This window comes from Veillonella agrestimuris (assembly GCF_943193065.1).
Classification (GTDB): Bacteria; Bacillota; Negativicutes; order Veillonellales; family Veillonellaceae; genus Veillonella; species Veillonella agrestimuris.
Window position 1 is genome coordinate 1 of record NZ_CALPCS010000015.1, and the last position, 19,412, is coordinate 19,412.

Annotated in this window: 23 protein-coding genes and 2 pseudogenes; all 25 read right to left on the minus strand. The window is 39.1% G+C overall.

From position 1 onward, the window contains the following. Positions 1 to 378: 378 nt before the first annotated feature. Positions 379 to 1,281 carry a protein translocase subunit SecF gene (secF, locus tag NFR29_RS07420; protein ID WP_251425102.1) on the minus strand — a complete coding sequence of 301 codons (903 nt, stop codon included), beginning with the start codon at positions 1,279 to 1,281 and terminating at the stop codon, positions 379 to 381. Then, positions 1,278 to 2,558, minus strand: a complete 1,281-nt coding sequence (gene secD / locus NFR29_RS07425) for a protein translocase subunit SecD (RefSeq protein ID WP_251425105.1) — start codon at positions 2,556 to 2,558, stop codon at positions 1,278 to 1,280. Before secD ends, secF begins: the two co-directional genes overlap by 4 nt. A 22-nt stretch (positions 2,559 to 2,580) precedes the next feature. After that, positions 2,581 to 3,144, minus strand: a complete 564-nt coding sequence (locus tag NFR29_RS07430) for a 5-formyltetrahydrofolate cyclo-ligase (RefSeq protein ID WP_251425108.1) — start codon at positions 3,142 to 3,144, stop codon at positions 2,581 to 2,583. Continuing rightward, entirely contained in the window at positions 3,144 to 3,434 is a 291-nt protein-coding gene (gene yajC, locus NFR29_RS07435) for a preprotein translocase subunit YajC (RefSeq protein WP_251425110.1), read from the minus strand. The genes NFR29_RS07430 and yajC overlap by 1 nt, the downstream gene beginning before the upstream one ends. 76 nt (positions 3,435 to 3,510) lie before the next feature. Then, positions 3,511 to 4,626: a tRNA guanosine(34) transglycosylase Tgt gene (gene tgt, locus NFR29_RS07440; protein ID WP_251425113.1), complete on the minus strand. Its 1,116-nt coding sequence runs from the start codon at positions 4,624 to 4,626 to the stop codon at positions 3,511 to 3,513. An 8-nt stretch (positions 4,627 to 4,634) separates the two neighbouring features. Continuing rightward, the gene (gene queA, locus NFR29_RS07445) at positions 4,635 to 5,660 is read right to left on the minus strand and encodes a tRNA preQ1(34) S-adenosylmethionine ribosyltransferase-isomerase QueA (RefSeq protein WP_251425227.1); all 1,026 of its coding nucleotides are present in this window, start codon (positions 5,658 to 5,660) and stop codon (positions 4,635 to 4,637) included. Between the two features lie 8 nt (positions 5,661 to 5,668). Beyond that, positions 5,669 to 7,282: a SpoIID/LytB domain-containing protein gene (locus NFR29_RS07450; protein WP_251425116.1), complete on the minus strand. Its 1,614-nt coding sequence runs from the start codon at positions 7,280 to 7,282 to the stop codon at positions 5,669 to 5,671. A 1-nt stretch (position 7,283) separates the two neighbouring features. Continuing rightward, positions 7,284 to 8,288, minus strand: a complete 1,005-nt coding sequence (ruvB, locus tag NFR29_RS07455) for a Holliday junction branch migration DNA helicase RuvB (RefSeq protein WP_277612511.1) — start codon at positions 8,286 to 8,288, stop codon at positions 7,284 to 7,286. 2 nt (positions 8,289 to 8,290) lie between these two features. Further along, positions 8,291 to 8,899, minus strand: a complete 609-nt coding sequence (ruvA, locus tag NFR29_RS07460) for a Holliday junction branch migration protein RuvA (RefSeq protein ID WP_251425119.1) — start codon at positions 8,897 to 8,899, stop codon at positions 8,291 to 8,293. Further along, positions 8,896 to 9,396, minus strand: a complete 501-nt coding sequence (ruvC, locus tag NFR29_RS07465) for a crossover junction endodeoxyribonuclease RuvC (protein WP_251425123.1) — start codon at positions 9,394 to 9,396, stop codon at positions 8,896 to 8,898. Before ruvC ends, ruvA begins: the two co-directional genes overlap by 4 nt. 177 nt (positions 9,397 to 9,573) lie before the next feature. Continuing rightward, positions 9,574 to 10,305, minus strand: a complete 732-nt coding sequence (locus tag NFR29_RS07470; RefSeq protein WP_251425126.1) for a YebC/PmpR family DNA-binding transcriptional regulator — start codon at positions 10,303 to 10,305, stop codon at positions 9,574 to 9,576. A gap of 9 nt (positions 10,306 to 10,314) precedes the next feature. Continuing rightward, positions 10,315 to 10,887 carry an RNA methyltransferase gene (locus tag NFR29_RS07475; RefSeq protein ID WP_251425130.1) on the minus strand — a complete coding sequence of 191 codons (573 nt, stop codon included), beginning with the start codon at positions 10,885 to 10,887 and terminating at the stop codon, positions 10,315 to 10,317. A 116-nt stretch (positions 10,888 to 11,003) separates the two neighbouring features. Beyond that, positions 11,004 to 11,783 (minus strand): annotated as a pseudogene (locus NFR29_RS07480) (glutathionylspermidine synthase family protein); the annotation flags it as partial. Positions 11,784 to 11,888: 105 nt separating this feature from the next. Then, positions 11,889 to 12,279 (minus strand): annotated as a pseudogene (locus NFR29_RS07485) (glutathionylspermidine synthase family protein); the annotation flags it as partial. A gap of 46 nt (positions 12,280 to 12,325) precedes the next feature. Next, positions 12,326 to 12,892, minus strand: coding sequence for a hypothetical protein (locus NFR29_RS07490; RefSeq protein WP_251425138.1), 567 nt, complete (start codon positions 12,890 to 12,892; stop codon positions 12,326 to 12,328). A 62-nt stretch (positions 12,893 to 12,954) separates the two neighbouring features. Continuing rightward, positions 12,955 to 13,386 carry a DUF350 domain-containing protein gene (locus tag NFR29_RS07495; RefSeq protein WP_338146909.1) on the minus strand — a complete coding sequence of 144 codons (432 nt, stop codon included), beginning with the start codon at positions 13,384 to 13,386 and terminating at the stop codon, positions 12,955 to 12,957. A 31-nt stretch (positions 13,387 to 13,417) separates the two neighbouring features. Then, positions 13,418 to 14,449 (minus strand): hypothetical protein, encoded by a 1,032-nt coding sequence (locus NFR29_RS07500; RefSeq protein ID WP_251425144.1) that lies wholly within the window; start codon positions 14,447 to 14,449, stop codon positions 13,418 to 13,420. Positions 14,450 to 14,520: 71 nt separating this feature from the next. Next, complete coding sequence (locus NFR29_RS07505) at positions 14,521 to 15,168, minus strand: NAD(P)H-binding protein (RefSeq protein ID WP_251425147.1); 648 nt, start codon at positions 15,166 to 15,168, stop codon at positions 14,521 to 14,523. A 9-nt stretch (positions 15,169 to 15,177) separates the two neighbouring features. After that, positions 15,178 to 15,921, minus strand: a complete 744-nt coding sequence (trmD, locus tag NFR29_RS07510; protein ID WP_251425150.1) for a tRNA (guanosine(37)-N1)-methyltransferase TrmD — start codon at positions 15,919 to 15,921, stop codon at positions 15,178 to 15,180. A gap of 141 nt (positions 15,922 to 16,062) precedes the next feature. Next, positions 16,063 to 16,560, minus strand: coding sequence for a ribosome maturation factor RimM (rimM, locus tag NFR29_RS07515; protein WP_251425153.1), 498 nt, complete (start codon positions 16,558 to 16,560; stop codon positions 16,063 to 16,065). Then, the gene (locus NFR29_RS07520; RefSeq protein WP_251425155.1) at positions 16,560 to 16,967 is read right to left on the minus strand and encodes a YlqD family protein; all 408 of its coding nucleotides are present in this window, start codon (positions 16,965 to 16,967) and stop codon (positions 16,560 to 16,562) included. Before NFR29_RS07520 ends, rimM begins: the two co-directional genes overlap by 1 nt. Before the next feature lie 14 nt (positions 16,968 to 16,981). Further along, on the minus strand, positions 16,982 to 17,209 hold the full coding sequence (locus NFR29_RS07525; RefSeq protein ID WP_251425233.1) for a KH domain-containing protein: 228 nt from the start codon (positions 17,207 to 17,209) through the stop codon (positions 16,982 to 16,984). A gap of 20 nt (positions 17,210 to 17,229) precedes the next feature. After that, positions 17,230 to 17,493: a 30S ribosomal protein S16 gene (gene rpsP / locus NFR29_RS07530; protein WP_004695565.1), complete on the minus strand. Its 264-nt coding sequence runs from the start codon at positions 17,491 to 17,493 to the stop codon at positions 17,230 to 17,232. Positions 17,494 to 17,551: 58 nt separating this feature from the next. Beyond that, the gene (gene ffh / locus NFR29_RS07535) at positions 17,552 to 18,904 is read right to left on the minus strand and encodes a signal recognition particle protein (RefSeq protein WP_251425158.1); all 1,353 of its coding nucleotides are present in this window, start codon (positions 18,902 to 18,904) and stop codon (positions 17,552 to 17,554) included. A 1-nt stretch (position 18,905) separates the two neighbouring features. After that, positions 18,906 to 19,229 (minus strand): YlxM family DNA-binding protein, encoded by a 324-nt coding sequence (ylxM, locus tag NFR29_RS07540; RefSeq protein WP_251425161.1) that lies wholly within the window; start codon positions 19,227 to 19,229, stop codon positions 18,906 to 18,908. Positions 19,230 to 19,412: the final 183 nt, after the last annotated feature.

Genomic DNA, 19,412 nt, shown 5'->3' on the forward strand with positions numbered 1-19,412 from the left:
TGTCAAAACCCGCACTCTGGCATATGTTCAATCATTTGATTGATTACCTATCATTGTTCAGTTTTCAAAGATCTGTTACTAGTCATATCTGTGTACTAGCGACTTGATTATAATATCAAGTTCAATTCATTTCGTCAAGGACTTTTAGAAAAGTTTTTCCAAAATTTCTTTTTGAAATGAAGCTCCCTTAAAAGAGAATTATTTCTTTTGAGAAGAACTTTTTCAATTATATCTGTAAAGAAAGTCTACGTCAACAGATTTTTTATCTTTCTTTTAATTTTCACCATCTTTTCATCTTATCTTTCAAAAGAAAGCACGGTAAATGAAAAAGCCCTCTTTCAAAACAGAAGGAGGGCTTTCACTAAAGCAACTATCGATTTATTCAGTTACGCTTTGATTGCGCACATCATTTTTATTACGGTTTTTCCACAATACCCAAAGGGATGTAGCAACGCAAATAGAAGAATAAGCGCCACACGAAAAACCGATGATCATACACAAAGCAAAGTTTTTAGTCGTATCTCCCCCAAATACATAGAGAGATACGCAAGCAAACATAACAGTTGCTAATGTATAGAAACTACGATGAATACTTTGAGCAATAGAATCATTCGCTAAGTCTGCAAATGTATCGGTTCTCTTATGAGTATGGATATTTTCACGAACACGGTCAAAGATAACCACCGATTCATTCATCGAATAACCAACAACTGTCAAAATAGCAGCCAAGAAGGAGGCGTCAATTTCCAATTGAAAATAAGAAAATATACCTAACACAATTATCAAGTCATGAATAATAGCAGTCAAAGCAGAAATGGCAATTTTATACTCAAATCGATATGTAATATATAACGCCAATACGACAAAGGCTACAACTAGGTTTAATAACGCATGTTGTGTCACTTCGGAGCCAATAACGGCCCCTACTGTTTCAATTCGTTTAACTGTATTTTGCCCAATATTAGAAGTTAATTTTTCCACTACTGCAGCACTTTCAGCAGTTTCCAAATTACGAGTTCGAATCATCACATTTTCCCCTGATGTCGTTGCACTTTCACCAGATAATTGGATTTGTGCATTTTCAAGGTTAAATTCTTTTAATACATCCCGCACTTGGCCAACTTCTACAGGCTTGTTAAATTGAATTTCCACAATAGTACCACCCGTATAGTCGATACCGAAGTTAAAGCCTTTAGTAAAAATAGATACAAAACTAAGGATAACGAGGATGGAGGAAATAACAAACCACCAACGATGATGTTTAATTACGTCGAAAATCATTTGCTTTTACCTCCTTTCAATACTTTTGGTGCTGGCGCAAATTCCTCGGCACTTTTAAAAGGAGATACATTAGCACCGAACCAAAATGGATGGTTCGTGAAATTACAATCAATTAATAGGCGCAATAAAAAACGGCTTACAAGAATAGCTGTAAACATACTTACAAGAACGCCAAGACCTAAGTTGATAGCAAAGCCTTTCACTGGACCAGATCCAAGAAGTACTAAGATACCTGCCGTGATCATAACGGACACATTCGCATCAGTAATAGTAGATAAAGCACGATTAAAACCTGCTTCTATAGCAACGCGCATGGATTTACCAGTGAACACTTCCTCTTTAAATCGTTCAAAAATAAGGATATTCGCATCTACCGCTACCCCCATAGAGAGAATAATACCCGCAATACCTGGTAATGTTAAGGTTGCATCAAAGCCTTTGCCCAATACAAGGAGCAATAACATAACGTACACAAGCAATGCTACGTTAGCAACGAAACCAGATAATCTATATAGTACGAGTAAGAATACCATGATAAGGCCAATGCCGACACCAAAAGCGACTACTGATTTATCTTTCGAGTCTTGCCCCAAAGACGGACCTACTGTACGAATTTCTAAAACATTAATTTTTACTGGCAATGCACCAGAACGCAATAAGATAGCTAAATCTTTTGCTTCTTGTAATGTAGCACTACCGGAAATCGTAGCTCGACCACCAGTGATGGCTTGCTGCACTACAGGATTTGTCAATTCTTTACCATCCAATGTAATGGCAATACGACGGCCAATATTCTTCGCCGTTAAATCAGCAAATCTACGAGCCCCTTCATCACTCAATTCGATAGCTACAAGAGGTTGTTTATTAGGACCGAGCTCCTCTTTCGCATCTTTCAAATCATCGCCGGTCATAACAGTTTCGCCTTGTTCATTTTTAAACTCTAGCACCGCTGTTTTACCGATTCGTTCCATAGCTTCATCAGGATCTTTAACACCTGGTAATTCTATGATAATACGACGAGCCCCTTCCCTTTGCACTAAAGGTTCAGATAAACCCATTTCATTAATACGACGTTCTAAAATTTGTTTTGCTCGTTCTACCGCATCATTATCGGCTACGCCATTAGCAGTATCTTCTGCTTCTAAGACGATATGAGTACCACCTTGTAAATCAAGACCTTGTTTCAAAGAACTTGCTAAAGGAACAATACTATATACGAAACATCCGATAATTAATGCAATGGCTGCGAAAAACTTTACTATAGCCTTGCCGTTCAAAATTCTAACTCCCTTCTATTCACTACATATGGATAACGCCTTGTTCTGTTACCACCATCACCATGCGGGAATCGTGTTCATCCATAGGTATGGGCATGTCGAGGACTTGCATCGACCACGCAACACCTATATAAGACGTTGGCGAAAGTTCCGCTAAAAATCGATCATAATATCCATTCCCCATGCCCATACGGCCGCCCAAATAGTCAAAACCAAGGCCGGGTACTAATATTAAATCAAGATCTTTAGCATCTAGCACTTCATATGGTTCCTTAGGAACCCTAATCCCCAAAAGGCCACTCTCTACCGCCTCAAGGCTGTGCAATCTAACTGCTATCATTGTAGTTCTATCGATACAAACAGGTACATATACATCCTTCCCATCCTTGAGAGCATGTTCTATGAGCTTATCTAGATTAGCCTCCTTAGGCATTGCTAAATAGGCCATAATACGCTGTGCCTGTCTATAAGATGCTAAAGACGTAATATGATATGTTAGCTGTTCTGTCCATACTGCACAATCATCAACAGACAAAGCAGTACGCCGCGACTTGCATGCCTGGCGCACTGCTTCCTTTGATATCATTAGTTAGCGTCCTTATTTTTTTTAGAAAGGACGCTAGCAATAGCAGAACGAGAGAAAGTCATTTCTACTTTTTCTGCCACTTGTACTTTTACTTTTTCTTCATCTAACTCAAGAATTTCGCCATAAATACCGCCAATAGTAACAATTTTTTGGCCTTTTTTCAAGCTACTCAACAAATTAGCACGCTCTTTTTGTTGTTTCTTTTGTGGTCTCCACAGTAAGAAATAAAAGATAACGATCATTAATAAAATTGGCCAGCTTGTCTGTAAAATTTGTTCAATATCACCCATGGATATTCCTCCTATTTAAAATGTATGGTCATTTATAAGTATAGCCACTCTATGTATATTTGACTAGCTTTATTTATTATTTTTTGAAACTATCCCAAAATTGCATTCTAAATTGCGGGAACCGATCCTCTAAAATAGACTTTCTCATTTGACGCATAAATTCTAACAAGAAATATAAATTATGATACGTTACTAACCGCAATGCTAAAATTTCTTCTGCTTTATACAAATGACGAATATAAGCGCGGGAATAATTTTTACATGTATAACATTGGCACCCTTCTTCTAATGGGCCCCAATCATGAGCAAATTGTGCATTCCTAATATTGAGACGACCTTGCCAAGTCATTGCCATGCCATTACGAGCTACCCGCGTTGGGAATACGCAGTCAAACATATCAACGCCACGTGCCACCCCTTCTACTAAACAGTCAGCCGTACCGACCCCCATTAAGTAACGAGCTTTATTAGTGGGCAAGAACGGCGTCGTATATTCTAGGATTTCATTCATTAAATCTATAGGTTCACCAACAGATAAACCGCCAATACTATAACCTTCAAAATCCATAGCCACTAATTCTTTAGCGCTTTTTTCTCGCAAGTCTTTATACATGCCACCTTGTACAATACCAAACATGCCTTGGCGATCAAAAGCGGTACGTGCTTCTTGGCAACGTTCTGCCCAACGCGTCGTACGAGCCGTAGAGCGCTTCGCATAATCATAATCTGCCGGATAAGGAATACACTCGTCAAAAGCCATAGCAATATCAGCACCTAATTGCTCCTGTACCTTTGTAGCCACTTCAGGCGAAAGAAATTTCTTTGCTCCATCAATATGAGATCTAAAGGTAACCCCTTCTTCAGTGATTTTCCGCATATCCCCTAAACTAAAGACTTGGAAACCACCGCTATCAGTCAAGATAGCTTGGTCCCAATTCATAAATTTATGTAAGCCTCCCGCTTCTTCTATAAGCTCCGCACCAGGACGTAAAAACAAATGATAAGTATTGCTCAAAATCACTTGTGAACCAATCGCTTTTAACTCTTCCGGAGTCATAGTTTTTACTGTCGCCTGCGTACCTACGGGCATAAACATAGGAGTCTCAAAGGTACCATGCGGCGTATGTAAAAGTCCTGCACGGGCCCCTGTATGAGGGCAGGTCTTTTGTAATTCATAAGTAATACTCGCCATACTATCTCCTAACGTATAAACATAGCATCGCCAAAACTAAAGAATCGATACTTTTCTTTAACTGCTTCTTCATAAGCTGCTAAACAATGCTCTCGACTAGCTAAGGCGCTAATTAACATCAACAATGTAGATTGTGGTAAGTGGAAATTCGTCACTAATGCATCTACTAATTTAAAGGTATAACCAGGATAAATAAAGATCTGAGTCCAACCACTTATACCTTGCAATATCCCTTCATCATTAGTAGCAGACTCTAATGTACGCACAGATGTAGTACCTACAGCGATGATACGTCGCCCATTAGCTTTTGCTGCATTAATGCGATCCGCCGTTTCTTGCGTAACACTATAAAACTCACTATGCATATGATGATCTTCAATAGATTCTACCGATACAGGTCTGAATGTGCCAAGCCCTACATGAAGAGTAATAAATTCTAACTCTACTCCTTTGGCTCGTATTTTCTCTAATAATTCTGGTGTGAAGTGTAACCCCGCTGTAGGCGCAGCAGCCGATCCCTTTTCCTTTGCATATACGGTTTGATAGCGCTCTTGATCTTCTAATTTCTCATGAATATAAGGAGGTAAAGGCATTTCACCAATATCCTGAATAATATCGTCAAAAATACCATCTACTGTGAATTCAATGATACGTCCGCCAAACTCTGTTTTATCCACTACCGTTGCTTTCAAACGATCGTCGAAAACAATTACTTGCCCTACAGGACATTTTTTGCCAGGCTTAACCAAACATTCCCATCGATGTTCCCCACAAGGCGTGAGCAATAGTACTTCTACTTTGCCACCAGAACCTTCTCGATGTCCATAGAGACGAGCAGGGATAACCTTTGTATTATTAAATACGAGAACATCCCCTTCTTCTAATTCCTCTAATAGTTCATAGAAATGGGCTTTATGTTGAATGTCACCAGTTATTTTATCCAACGTAAGGAGCCTCGAAGTATCTCTCGGTTCCACTGGATGTTGAGCAATCAGCTCCTCTGGCAGATAATAATCAAAATCTGTAACTTTCATCATAATCCTTAGTACATTTTTTTCAATGTAATACCACTGTAATAATATTTTAAAATCGTTTGATAATAATCGGTATCTCCTGGATCAGCGCGTCTTGCCATTTCAGCAGCGCCCCATTGAGACATACCCAGACCATGCCCCCAGCCATGACCTTTAATATAAACGGAGTCATTCTTTCCTGTGAAAGTATGATACGCCTTGCTCGTCTTTTTAACCGGATTATGGTTAATGTAAAAATCAAATAATGTAGATTTTAAACCTAGCATATTCCGCAAATCATCACCGCTAAGGGTTACCTTGCCGGAAGAACCAACAAAAGTAGCCTCTTTAATACGACCTGATATACCGCGGTCAGCTGTTTCTTTACCTTGCTTACTAAGTGGCGTTAATTGAATGCTTTTCAATTTCCCAACCCCTTTGCCTGCCGCGTTAAGCTTCGACTCTAAGGATTGGCGATTTGTCGTTACCGTCCAATTAGACACGCTTGATTCACTATTTACAAAGTCTTTTACACCTTTTAAGTACGGTACTTCATTACCCCATACATTGACACTATTTTCTGTGTAGCCACCACCATCAGAGTGGAATAAGGCATTAATAGGGCGATTATTATATAGCATGACCATCCCTTTCGTGCGATCCACCGCTTCGGTAGTACGATATGTTTCGCCATCCACACCACCATAAACTTGATGAGCTGTCGTAGGGCTTACGTCATAAGGTTTATGTTTATTAGCCTCCATCGTATGTAGTGCATAAGTGCGCGCCGCTACGGCTTGTGCTTCCAATGCCGCTTCTGGCCACGTTGGAACCACCTCTTGTGGCACAACTCCGTATAGATAAGATTCTAATGGAACAGAATTAATAACCATCATGGAGCCATTATTAGCCCACAATGAAAGAGTTCCTCGATAGTTTTTATCTTCGAAAGTAAACATATCACCTCGAGTTGGTTGCAAAGTAACTACCGAATCGATGGCTTTCCCATTAACAGCGATTTTATTGCCTTTAAGACTTACTTTCGCCATTTTATGAGACGTCACTTTATGGTGTGATCCATTTAATACATTGACACCAGAATCACTAAATACGGAAGCCTCTTTCGTACGACTTCCTAATAATACACGAATCTCTGGAGAATGTTCGACACGCTCCATTTGCGAAGCATATTCTTTTGTTGTAGTATTAGTCTTTGTTTCTGTATTCGCTTTTCCTGTTGTATTAGATTTTGCTGTAGAAGAAGCCTTTGACTTAGCGGTAGCTGTAGTCGTAGTTGCTTTCTTTCCTGTATTTACAGTTGCTTTCGATGCAGAAGGCGTTACCTTTGCCTTTGACACAGAAGGAGTAACCTTTGCTTTCGGTATAGATGTTGTCGCCTTAGCTTTCGATGCAGAAGGTGTTACCTTTGATTTTGACGCAGATGGCGTTCCCTTCGCTTTTTGTCCACTAGTGGTAACTTTTGCTGATGGCGTTACTTTTGCCTTTGCTTTAACTGCCGTTATTTTTGACGCACTAGAAACTTTAGACTTCGATGGAGTCATTGCAGCATCGACAGTTCCTACGCTATGTAAGCTCACTACTAATGCAGCAAGAATCATGACTGGTAATTGTTTTCGTTTCATCTTACTTTCCTTGTTGGGCAATTCCTAAGTGTTCATAAGCTAATTTAGTAGCAATACGACCTCGCGGAGTACGCCCTAAAAATCCTAATTGCATCAAATATGGTTCATACACATCTTCAATTGTATCTCGTTCTTCACTAATGGCAGCAGCAATCGTTTCGATACCTACAGGGCCGCCATCGTAATTTTCGATAATACATTTCAACACACGCCGATCAATACGATCTAACCCTTTATGGTCCACATGTAAGCGCTGTAATGCTTCATCAGCGATTTCTGCTGTAATCACACCGTCTCCCATAACTTGGGCAAAGTCTCGCACCCTCTTCAACAAACGGTTAGCAATACGTGGCGTTCCTCGAGAGCGGCGAGCAATTTCTGCCGCCCCAGAAGGTTCAATACCAATATTTAAAATTTCAGAAGCTCTCGTAACAATAAACTCAAGTTCTTCTTGTTTATAATATTCTAAGCGACTAACAATTCCAAATCGGTCCCGCAATGGGGCCGCCAAAGCACCAGCCCTCGTCGTAGCGCCAACTAAGGTGAACTTAGGTAAATCAATACGCACAGATCGAGCACTTGGACCTTTGCCAATAATAATATCTAAGGCATAGTCCTCCATAGCCGAATATAACACTTCTTCTACACTACGCGACAAACGATGAATTTCATCAATAAATAACACATCATTAGCATCTAAATTCGTTAAAATAGCTGCTAAATCACCAGCTTTTTCAATGGCTGGTCCAGAGGTGATACGAAAATTAACGCCCATTTCATTAGCAATAATACCAGCCAATGTAGTCTTACCTAGCCCTGGCGGACCATATAAAAGGACGTGATCCAACGCTTCTCCACGCTGTTTTGCGGCTTGAATATAGATGCGTAAATTCTCTTTCGCTTCCTGTTGCCCAATATATTCATTAAAATATTTGGGCCGCAAGCTATATTGCCACATATCTTCTTCTCGGTCACCGCCACCCACTAAACGTACTTCTTCGTTCATGATTAACGACCTTTCCCAAGTTCAACTAACGTAGCTTTTATTAATTCCGATACATCCCTACTACCATCATTCAAGGATTCTACGAGAGATTCTACATCTTTTTGTGCGTAGCCTAAAGCCACTAATGCTTCTATAGTTTCTTCTGCAGGGCCTGTAGATACTGTCATAATCGGTTGAATAGCAGTCGTTGTATCAATACTGATAGTAGTCATTTTAGCAAGTTTATCTTTCAGCTCTAATACAAGACGCTCTGCCGATTTCTTACCGATACCAGGCAATTTTGTGAGCTGCCCTACTTGTCCATTAATGACAGCTAGTTTGAAAGCCTCCGGCGTCATACCCGATAAAATACCTAATGCTACTTTTGGACCAATACCAGATACAGATATGAGCAAAATAAATAAATCATATTCATCTTCTGTAGAGAAACCATAAAGTTGCATAGCATCTTCACGAACATTTAAGTACGTAAATAAAGTGAACTCTTTACCTTCTATCAATTGTTGTCTTGTTGTAAGTGGCACATGTACACGATAACCTACACCATGTACATCAATATAACAAGCATCTTTAAACAAATGCGTCACAATGCCCCTAACATATCCAATCATAGTCGTATCTTCTCCATTAATCGATCTCGATGAGAGCTATGAGCAGTGCAAATCGCCACAGCTAATGCATCAGCTGTATCATCGAGTTTAATTTTCTCACGAATACCTAATATATTCATAGTCATATAAATCATTTGCTGTTTATCAGCTTTACCATACCCCGTAACGGCTTGTTTAATTTGCAACGGTGTATATTCGTATAAAGGAATCCGCCGCTGTTCAGCAGCTAATAAAATAACGCCTCTTGCCTGTCCTACTTTAATAGCAGTCGTCACGTTACGATTAAAAAATAACTCCTCTACACCAAATTTATCAGGACTATACTCTTCTAACAAATCACTAAGATCGTTAAATAATATTTCTAAACGCTGCGAGTCTGTTAATTCCTTTGGCGTCGTAATAGCACCATACGTAACGGGCTTCAGTCGGCTACCTTCGACGTCGATAATACCGTACCCACATATAGCTGTACCTGGGTCAATTCCAATAATACGCACGCCATCCTCCTTATCTATGAACAACAGGCTCAACGCTTTCTAAATTATAAAAATCTATCTCATTATTATAGCACAAAACAATTGTTCTATATACTAAATACGCATATAACAAGACAGAAAAAGCGCATTCATACAACCTCATTAGGTTAAATGAATACGCTATTTCTCTATATTTCTCTATTCTTCATCAGGAAGTAAGCCATTGTGGTATACATTTTGCACGTCGTCAAGATCATCCAATAAATCTAACATTTTTTGCATCTTAACAGCATCATCTCCAGATAATTCAATCGTTGTATCTGGTACCATCGTAATTTTAGCCACTTCTGTTTCAATATTCGCCTCTGCTAATGCAGCTTCAACGGCATCAAAATCTTCTGGTGTCGTATAAATTTCGAACACTTCGTCTTCTGCTTTTAAATCTTCTGCACCAGCTTCGAGAGCAAGCATAGTCACTTCGTCTTCATCATTTCCATCTTTTGTGATAACGAATACACCTTTAGATTTAAACATCCAACCTACGCAGCCGCTTTCACCAAGATTACCGCCATGTTTAGAGAAAGCATGACGCACATCCGCAGCAGCACGGTTGCGGTTGTCTGTCATCACTTCTACAGTAACAGCTACGCCAGCTGGGCCGTAACCTTCGTAAATGATTTCTTCATAAGCATTCATATCAGTAGCGCCAATGCCTTTATCGATAGCACGTTGGATATTATCTTTTGGAATATTGTTTTCCCGCGCTTTTTGCAATGCCAATTTAAGACGCATATTACCAGTCGGATCAGCGCCACCCATACGAGCTGCTACCGTAATTTCACGACCGATTTTCGTCGCCATTTTAGCTTTTAATGCATCAGTTTTACCTTTTTTATGTTTAATATTGGCCCATTTAGAATGTCCTGCCATAAAACCCTCCTATTTATTCCACCACGCTTCGCCTCGCAATCGATCGAGGATAATCGACACAGCGCTGCGCACAGATAAATGATTATATTCACCATGACCATAAATAGGTTCCAAAATATAGTCAAAGCTTTCCATCGTTTCTTTCGTCATACCATAGCCAGTACCAAATAATACTAACACAGAGGTACTTTCCTTTTCAAGATGATTCCGCATAGCAGCATAGGTTATGGTATTATCATAGGTCCGTGCATCTGTGGTCGCAATAATCGGTTTTACCCCTTCTATCTCTTCAATAGTCTTCACCGCAACGGCAATAGAATTGACCAATTCCACACCTGTGAAAGCATCTTTTCGATCGGGATTATAGGTACTGCCAAAACCAGTTTTCCAATGGTCCATAATTGTCGCTGCTAGCTCTCGTTGTGCTGGTACATTATGAATCACAAAATATTTCGACACATCATATGTTACCGCAGCCCGTGCAATATCATGAATATCGTAATTGGTAATAGCTGTTGTAATAACTTCATTATGTTTGTTCATAATCGGATAATGAACTAAACCGATATATAAATTTGCCAATGTTCTTTCCTTATCAAATAAAACCATACATAGAAAATCTATTAACTAGATAAAATTAGCTAAAAATCTATATTGCTATATATGTAGCCATACAATTCATATCACTGGGATATAAGCTAGTCAATGACTAGCGGTACAAAATAAGCCTCTGTACCAGCAATTTTCTCTGGCGAGAACCGACAGCCTACAGCGGAGGTCTTATCACCTAGCATAAAACAAGACATCGTAAGATACCCTTCCTTGGTACCACTATCAACAGTATGTATAAATTTCTTCTGTTCGATAAAGTCTTGATACATCACTTTATGGCTTTCACGGGCAATAATATCATCATAATTATGAACTAGTTTTTTTATCGACACGTGTGTTCCTGTACAGTTCTTTTCAACGACCTGCACGTTACGACCTTCACGGCCCCAAATTTCCTTTTGAATATACTGACCATTTGGCAATGCGTCAAAATCGCTTTCAAAATAAGAAGGTGTCAAATATTGTGCAATAATATCTCGTTCAGAGCCCGTAAAGAACTGTTCTGTTAAATAGAGAGCAGATACCAAAGACATGAAAGATTTATTCTGTAATACAATAGCCTCTGGCGGATTGAACAATGCAAATTTCCTCTCCATATATAAATCGAGAAACATCTCCCCTAATGGCTCCCCATCGTTAGTAGTTTCATCAATGAGAATCTCCAATGGGTGCAAACGATACAATGCCCCTGCATGAGAACCATCAGGCAATAAAATGCCTTCATCATCAATGATCATATCATAAAATGACAAAAATCGTACATCTAATGTAGGACAGGCTGACTTCATTTCATTCATAAGAAATTGAGTAGTCCCATAATCCTCTTCATAATCATGAAAGCAAGAGAAGACAAATGGCCCCTCTGGATGAGCCAATCTATGGGGATTCTTATAAATAGATTGTTGCAAAAACTGTAAAAAGATACGTAATTCTTCGCGAGCCCCTTCATTAGGATGTGCTTTATGAAAAAAAATCCGCTGCCACACTATTAGCATAGTAGCTTTCAATAAGAAAACATGGTGTGTCCGCATTGATTTCCACCATTTTAAGCTGTCCTTCTTGATTAAGAACAAAATCAAACCGAGACAACCACGTAGGCAATCCTAAGGCATTGGACCTCCGAATATAAGGAATTATATTCTCCGGCATGTCCATGTGACGCACAAAATCATGCGGCGCATTTTGAAACACCTTGGCAGCTTTACAGAAAATTTGAAATAACATGCGCGATGCATGACGTATTTCATCGTAAAACTCCGCAGGAAAAGACTGGATAGACAACGCTGGATACCGATCAACAAATCCTTCATAATCTACATAAGAGAATATGCTTTTGTCGATATTGTCGATAAAAGATTTCATAGCTATTAATTCTCTTTATACAAACACAAATATATTGATAAATCTATTAGGAGCCACCACTTCTTGCACCAGAGCTGCCAAAACCTTTCTGTTCACCAATCTTATATGCACGTTGACTAATCTCACGGTTATATCCGTCAGTAGCAAACTGCCTCCCCAATAAACTCCCTAAATAAACTGCACGCAAGTTTGAACCATTAGAAGATTGCTTTTGTGCCTCATAAGATTTCAATGGTGACATCAACCGATAGGTCATGGCATTACCATCCATTCTTGCATTTGGCACAGAATAACCATGAAACATATAATATCCTGCAGCAATATTTGGTATTAAGCTAGCTAATCCAGCATCCCAAACTAGATTTCCCTCGCTATCCCGATGAAATGTGACAGATTTGTCATCATCATACAAAGCAGATTCTTTACCATTACCATGATTCAAAAGAGTGTATCGTATTCCATTACTATCGATTAATCTAGCTTCACCTCTATTTTCTTCGGGGTTTATAAGCTCATTATAGTTAAAAGAGACATCTTCCCAATATGTATAAATCCCTGCCACAGCGAGGAACGCCGATGCTATGTATATTGTTTTTTTACTAGGTTTATACATAAAAATACTCCTTATAATAACAAAGGCTATAAAAATGGTATTTTTAGTATTTTCTATTATTACTAGTGAACAGCACCACTAACAACAAGAGCTAATCCTACAAATATACCAAATACCAAAATACCAGCAGCAGTATTACCATTCATAATTTCTTCCGATAAATTATATTTACGGTGCCATAAATTAACAAACATATACCCTGTAACAAATAAAACAATCCCTAATATGGAATATACCAAGCTAGATACAATACCTTGAAACAAAGATGGTGCAACAGTAGCAATACTGGGGGACATAATTACAGCACGGAGAATCTCACCAATGCCAATAAATGTTCCTGCCGAAAGCCATGCTACAGCTTGATTGCCGCGTTTAATTTCGGCACTAAATTTACCAGGAACAAATAAATCGATAACCGTATTCGCAGTAATCATTAATAGAATACCAAAACAAGCATAAAAAATTGTTAATATCATATCTTCCATATAAATCATATCGCTATTATCCTTCCATTTCGTTCAATTATTATCTATTCAGATTTATATTAAAAAGCTCATTACGGCCATTCTTATTATTTGTTCTAACTATTTTTGCATAACGTTGTAACCAATCGCTAGTAACAGAGACCGCTTCTATCTTAGAAAGCATTTCACGGTTTACCTCAGATGGCTTAGAAAATTCTACATAAGTAGTCCCTTCTTGTTGATAAATCATGCATATTTCATAACGAGTCCATAATACAATTTGCTCTTTACCAAATGTTATATTTTCTATTTCTCGATCAATCTTACCATCTATAGCGTCAATTAAATCTAAAGCAACACTAACCGGATCACGTTCTGTGCTAAATACTTTTGTAGAACCTTTAACTTCTCCTTTTTTATAAAAGGAAACTTCACCTATATGTTCTTCCATAGTATAGGGAAAATGTATTACCTCCCTAAAACCTCTCCAAGATAAAATTTTACCATCAGTAAGCCATGCCCCTAAACACACTACTATGAATGCTACTATAACAAACGAATATGCACCAACTTCTAACCTATATTTATTACGTTCTTTTTTACCTACTTTTAAAGCTGCTGTATCTTTACAACGTCGGATTTGAGATAAGGGGATTCGCTCGCCTTCCGCATACATATAGTTGCCACCATGCCAATCTTCTCGGAAAAACACCAACGTTTTTTCATAACCGACAAACTCATAAGCACGATAATCGGCTTTATCACCACGCGCAGCATCACTTTTCCCATTGACTGATGTAACTTCTTGTAATCCTTGCTCACATAAATGATACCCCGCAGGAGGATCTAGTAACTCCGAACTTTGCGATAATGTAGCTTGCTCTGTATCATCCGTGATAGTAAGCCACCATCGTTCTTTAGTTTCAAGAGATATCATACCATACTCATGCCAATATTCACTTTTTTTGTTTCTCCTATAAGGATTTGATTCCGAAGAGGAGATGCCTTCATTGGATTCCCAATATGTTATCTTTTCAGTAATAACATATCGTTTTCCCTGAATTTCCAAAACATCATAACATTCAAACTGCATGATAACCCCCATGAAACAATACTAACTTAACTATAACTAACTTTATATACATCACAAACATTACGCTAATTTTAAAAATACTCGCTTCGTTTGTGAATGGTGATATTCTCAATAACAGAAATGCCGTATTGTTGTTCTACTGTAGCATTCACTAAAACTCGCGCCACCATTTCGGTGGATACTGGCTCTTGAGATTTTAGTACTCCTAATTTATTGATCGCACCTAGAATGGTATGGCTTGCTTTTTCCACTAATCGTGGTTCATCTCGAATTAAAGTAGCTGGTTTGATAATAACTACAGACTCAAATGGCAATGCACATACTGCTTCATCCAATTGACCTTTCATAGATAAATAGAAGAAAGGGGAACTACTGTTAGCCCCTACAGAAGATACGAGACCGTATTTTTTTACACCCTGTTGGGCTGCCATACGAGCGGCTTCATATTGATATGTATAGTCTACTGTCCATTGTTTTTCTTTAGAACCTGCTTGTCCGAGGCTTGTACCCATAGCGGAAATCAACAAGTCCCCTTCCAGTAAATGTCCCCATTCACGAGGCTCATCAAAATCTACAACATGAACCACTACTTTTGGCGATAGATATGTTTTAGGTCGTCTCACGAACACATGGACTTCACGAATATCTTCCCGTGCTACTAATTGTTTTACTACTTGCGCCCCTACTGCGCCAGTAGCGCCTACTACTAATGCTTTCATAATAACTCCTTAATCATTGATAGGTTCCTCTTCAATAATATCTTGTAATACATGTTGTTCTTCTTTTGTTAAAGGCCGCTCTAATAAATCAGGCCGTAATAGATACGTCCGCTTTAAAGACTCTTTAAAACGCCAAGCATCAATATTTTTATGATGACCGCTGCGCAAAACCTCTGGTACAGTCCACCCTCTAAATTCAGGCGGCTTTGTATATTGAGGACATTCTAGCAACGGTTTATAAAAAGAATCTTCTATAGCCCCACTAGCAGCCCCTAATACGCCAGGGATCATGCGAGCCACCGCATCGGCAACGACCATAGCTGGCAATTCTCCACCTGTCAACACATAGTCACCAATAGAAATCGTTTCATCTACTAAATATTCTTCCACTCGATAATCGACACCTTCGTAGTGTCCACAAACGAGTACTAATTGATCATAGGTGGCTAATTCTCTCGCTTTTTCTTGTGTAAACGGAGTCCCTGTCGGCCCCATAAAGACAATGCGTCGCTTTACATATTCATCAGTAGTAACACTTTCAACGGCTTCGAAAATAGGAGGCGCCATCATAAGCATCCCTGCACCACCACCGTAAGGGGTATCGTCTACTTGACCATGCTTATTATGACTAAAATCGCGAGGATTTGTCACGGCCATAGACAGTCGTTCTGCCTCAATAGCGCGTTTAATGATGGAATGAGAAAAAAAGGCATCAAAAAACTCTGGAAATAATGAAATAATATCAATACGCATAAACTCTCCTTATAGCAAGCGATAGGGAAGTATTCGTGTTTATTTATAGACATTCATCTCAATGCACATAGGACAACAGCGCTCTCCTATATGCACAGAGACCTGCATTTTGCTTTACATATAGCAAAGCCGCCTAGATGGTTATACCCATTCAGGCGGATCTACTATCATCACTCGCTTATCCATGTCGATATCAATTACTACATCTTCAATGGCAGCGAACAATTGATCAGCTTCCCCATCACGGGAAACTACATATACGTCATTAGCGCCAGGCTGCAGCACATCTGTTAATGTACCTAACACATGGCCCTTCGTATCTTGTACTTCGAGACCAATCATATCAAAAATATAATAGCGCCCCTCTGGTAATTCTACTAAATCTTCACGGCGTACTTGAATTTCTTTTTTACTCATCAATTCAGCAGCGTTTCGATCAGGAATTTCTTTGAAAGTAGCTAATATAAATTGTTTATGGAATCGAGTAGATGCAATGTGGTATTCTGTACCATCAATGTAACAGGCATCCATATGCATAAACCGTTCTGGAAAATCGGTTTGTGGCATAATACGAAGATCACCCCGCACGCCGTGCGGGGCAACAATAACACCTATGGTGATTAAATCGTTATGTTTCATTATTGACGAAACGCAACAATTTTACCGTCTTCTAAAAGAATTTCAGCGCCCATAAGAGCATCTAAATCATCTCCCATTTTAACGGTAATCGTTTGCTCCAATGTGCCTTGAGGAATTTCAGTTCCTAAGACTAAATCTTGAGCTTCTTTCAATTTAGCTGTTACTTCTTCTTTGAAAGCCAATCGTTTATTTTTTTCTTCGTCGATTTGTTGACGAATAGCAGTAAGGCTAGTAGCATCCACTTTAGCAGCATCTGCTAAAATTCGTTGTGCTTGAAACTCAATTGTTTCTAAATCTCGATTCACCATTTCAAGGCGAGTTTCAAGATCAGTTACAATTTTAGCTTTCAAGTCTTCTGTTACTTTTGCTTTAACTGCAACAGGGACACGTAATGTCATTTCTTCCATTTGAAATACTCCCTTTACACAATATCGACTGATATCTTTTTGTTCTCTTTAATAGCCGCCGCTTTCACCACAGAACGAATTGATTTAGCAATTCGCCCTTGTTTTCCAATGACTTTACCCATATCCTCTGGGGCTACGCGAAGTTCATAAACCTCAACGCCACCCTTTTGGACCATAGTAACAGAAACGGCATCAGGCTGCTTTACTAATGATTTCGCAATTAATGAAATTAATTCTATCATCACAGTTGCCTCTCTATTAATTACTTTTTAGCGTCTGCAAATTTTTGCATAACGCCTTGTTTTTTGAACAAGGAGCGAACAGTGTCAGTAGGCTGAGCACCTTTAGCTAACCAAGCCAAAGCTTTCTCTTCGTCTACGTTAACGATAGCTGGTTGTTTAGTAGCATCATATTGACCAATAGTATCAACAGGACGACCTTCACGTGGAGCACGTGCATCAGCAACTACGATACGGTAGAAAGGAGCTTTTTTAGCACCTAAACGAGTTAAACGAATTTTTAACATATCAAATTCACCTCCTTATACTGATATGGTGGACAGGTTCAGCGCCCCTGCCCATGTATTACATAAACGGTAATTTTGGCATCTTAGGGAAACCGCCTTTACCGCCTCGTAACCCTTGTAAGCGTTTCATCATTTTACGCGCTTCTTCAAATTGTTTAATCAAGCGATTTACATCTTGTACCTGTGTACCAGATCCAATCGCAATACGCTTACGACGAGAACCGTTCAATATACTAGGGTCTTGTCGTTCCGCTGCCGTCATAGATTGTATAATAGCTTCAATACGGCGCACCTCTTTACTGTTGAGATCCAGATCTTTTAATTGATCCTTCACCTGCCCCATACCTGGCAACATACCAATAATATTTTGTAATGGTCCTAATTTTCTCACTTGATTCATTTGTTTTAAAAAATCATCTAAAGTGAAATTATTTTTTGCCATTTTCTGTGCCATTTCACGCGCTTCTTCTTCGTCAATAGCACCTTGCACGCTTTCAATGAGCGTTTTAAAATCCCCTAAATCAAGAATACGAGAGGCCATGCGATCTGGATAAAACACATCGAAACCATCCATTTTCTCGCTCACCCCAGTAAATTTAATTGGGAGACCTGTTACGGCTTTAATAGATAAAGCCGCACCACCACGAGCATCGCCATCTAATTTAGTAAGAATAACACCGTCAACACCTAATTTTTCATTAAATGTTTGAGCTGTCGTCACCGCATCTTGACCAATCATGGAATCTACAACAAGGAGAATCTCATGAGGTTTAACAGCAGACTTAATATTCGATAACTCTTCCATAAGTGGCTCATCGATAGCCAAGCGGCCTGCCGTATCGATAATGACTACATCTTTTAACATATGCGTACTTTGTTCTACGCCGCGACGAGCAATATCGACAGGATTAGCGCCTGGCGTTTCGTCAGCAAATACAGGGATATCAATTTGCTTGCCTACCACTTGTAATTGCTTAATCGCTGCTGGGCGATATACATCGGCAGCAATCATCATAGGATGTTTCCCTTGCTTCCGTAAATATACCGCTAATTTACCAGCCGTCGTCGTCTTACCAGCACCTTGTAAACCAACTAACATAATAATAGTAGGCGGTTTAGAAGCAATCATAATACGACTTTGAGTTCCCCCAAGGAGGGCCGTCAATTCATCGTTAACAATTTTAATAACTGTTTGTGCTGGATTTAAAGAACCAAACACTTCTTCACCAAGTGCTTTCTCCTTAATGGATTTCACAAAATCCTTGGCTACCATGAAATTAACGTCTGCTTCTAATAATGCCGTTCGAACTTGACGCAACGCAAGATTGACATCATCTTCTGTAATTTTGCCCTTCCCTTTTAAGGATTTAAAGGCGTCTTGCAGCTTTTCTGATAAACTATCGAATGCCATATTATCCCTCCATTTGCGTCAATAACTCTTGTACTCTCGGCTGTGAAAGCACCTCTTGAGGCAATACCTTCTTCAGCTCATCTAATATATGCTCCCGCGCCTCATATTGGGCAACAAGCTGTAATTTCGATTCATAATCATGTAATAGATGACGTGCGCGCTGCAGATTATCATATACCGCCTGTCGTGAGACCCCTAATTCATCAGCAATTTCACCGAGTGACATATCATCTTCGTGATGTAATTGTAACGATAATCTCTGCTTATCTGTCAATAATGGCCCATAAAAATCCAAGAGCAAACTAATAAGAACTCGTTCCTCCACTAGGGCACCTCCATCACTGTCAAGCTATATTACTTTACATATAATAAAACACCAGAAAGTATCTGTCAAGGAAATTTTCTTGACAAGCTAAACAAAATATTAATTTTCAGTTTGATAATTTAATAGTTATAATTTAAGACGCTTATATTTATACACACATGTTATAATATAGACATCTAATGT

Bases quoted from the DNA above. Each gene is read 5' to 3' on its own strand.
- NFR29_RS07525 (WP_251425233.1), bottom strand. From the start codon at position 17,209: ATGATAGAATTAATTTCATTAATTGCGAAATCATTAGTAAAGCAGCCT.
- secF (WP_251425102.1), bottom strand. From the start codon at position 1,281: ATGATTTTCGACGTAATTAAACATCATCGTTGGTGGTTTGTTATTTCC.
- trmD (WP_251425150.1), bottom strand. From the start codon at position 15,921: ATGCGTATTGATATTATTTCATTATTTCCAGAGTTTTTTGATGCCTTT.
- NFR29_RS07430 (WP_251425108.1), bottom strand. From the start codon at position 3,144: ATGATATCAAAGGAAGCAGTGCGCCAGGCATGCAAGTCGCGGCGTACT.
- tgt (WP_251425113.1), bottom strand. From the start codon at position 4,626: ATGGCGAGTATTACTTATGAATTACAAAAGACCTGCCCTCATACAGGG.
- ruvB (WP_277612511.1), bottom strand. From the start codon at position 8,288: ATGAACGAAGAAGTACGTTTAGTGGGTGGCGGTGACCGAGAAGAAGAT.
- rimM (WP_251425153.1), bottom strand. From the start codon at position 16,560: ATGAAACATAACGATTTAATCACCATAGGTGTTATTGTTGCCCCGCAC.
- NFR29_RS07490 (WP_251425138.1), bottom strand. From the start codon at position 12,892: ATGTATAAACCTAGTAAAAAAACAATATACATAGCATCGGCGTTCCTC.
- NFR29_RS07520 (WP_251425155.1), bottom strand. From the start codon at position 16,967: ATGGAAGAAATGACATTACGTGTCCCTGTTGCAGTTAAAGCAAAAGTA.
- rpsP (WP_004695565.1), bottom strand. From the start codon at position 17,493: ATGTTAAAAATTCGTTTAACTCGTTTAGGTGCTAAAAAAGCTCCTTTC.
- NFR29_RS07450 (WP_251425116.1), bottom strand. From the start codon at position 7,282: ATGAAACGAAAACAATTACCAGTCATGATTCTTGCTGCATTAGTAGTG.
- NFR29_RS07500 (WP_251425144.1), bottom strand. From the start codon at position 14,449: ATGCAGTTTGAATGTTATGATGTTTTGGAAATTCAGGGAAAACGATAT.
- yajC (WP_251425110.1), bottom strand. From the start codon at position 3,434: ATGGGTGATATTGAACAAATTTTACAGACAAGCTGGCCAATTTTATTA.
- NFR29_RS07495 (WP_338146909.1), bottom strand. From the start codon at position 13,386: ATGATTTATATGGAAGATATGATATTAACAATTTTTTATGCTTGTTTT.
- ruvA (WP_251425119.1), bottom strand. From the start codon at position 8,899: ATGATTGGATATGTTAGGGGCATTGTGACGCATTTGTTTAAAGATGCT.
- NFR29_RS07470 (WP_251425126.1), bottom strand. From the start codon at position 10,305: ATGGCAGGACATTCTAAATGGGCCAATATTAAACATAAAAAAGGTAAA.
- queA (WP_251425227.1), bottom strand. From the start codon at position 5,660: ATGAAAGTTACAGATTTTGATTATTATCTGCCAGAGGAGCTGATTGCT.
- NFR29_RS07505 (WP_251425147.1), bottom strand. From the start codon at position 15,168: ATGAAAGCATTAGTAGTAGGCGCTACTGGCGCAGTAGGGGCGCAAGTA.
- ffh (WP_251425158.1), bottom strand. From the start codon at position 18,904: ATGGCATTCGATAGTTTATCAGAAAAGCTGCAAGACGCCTTTAAATCC.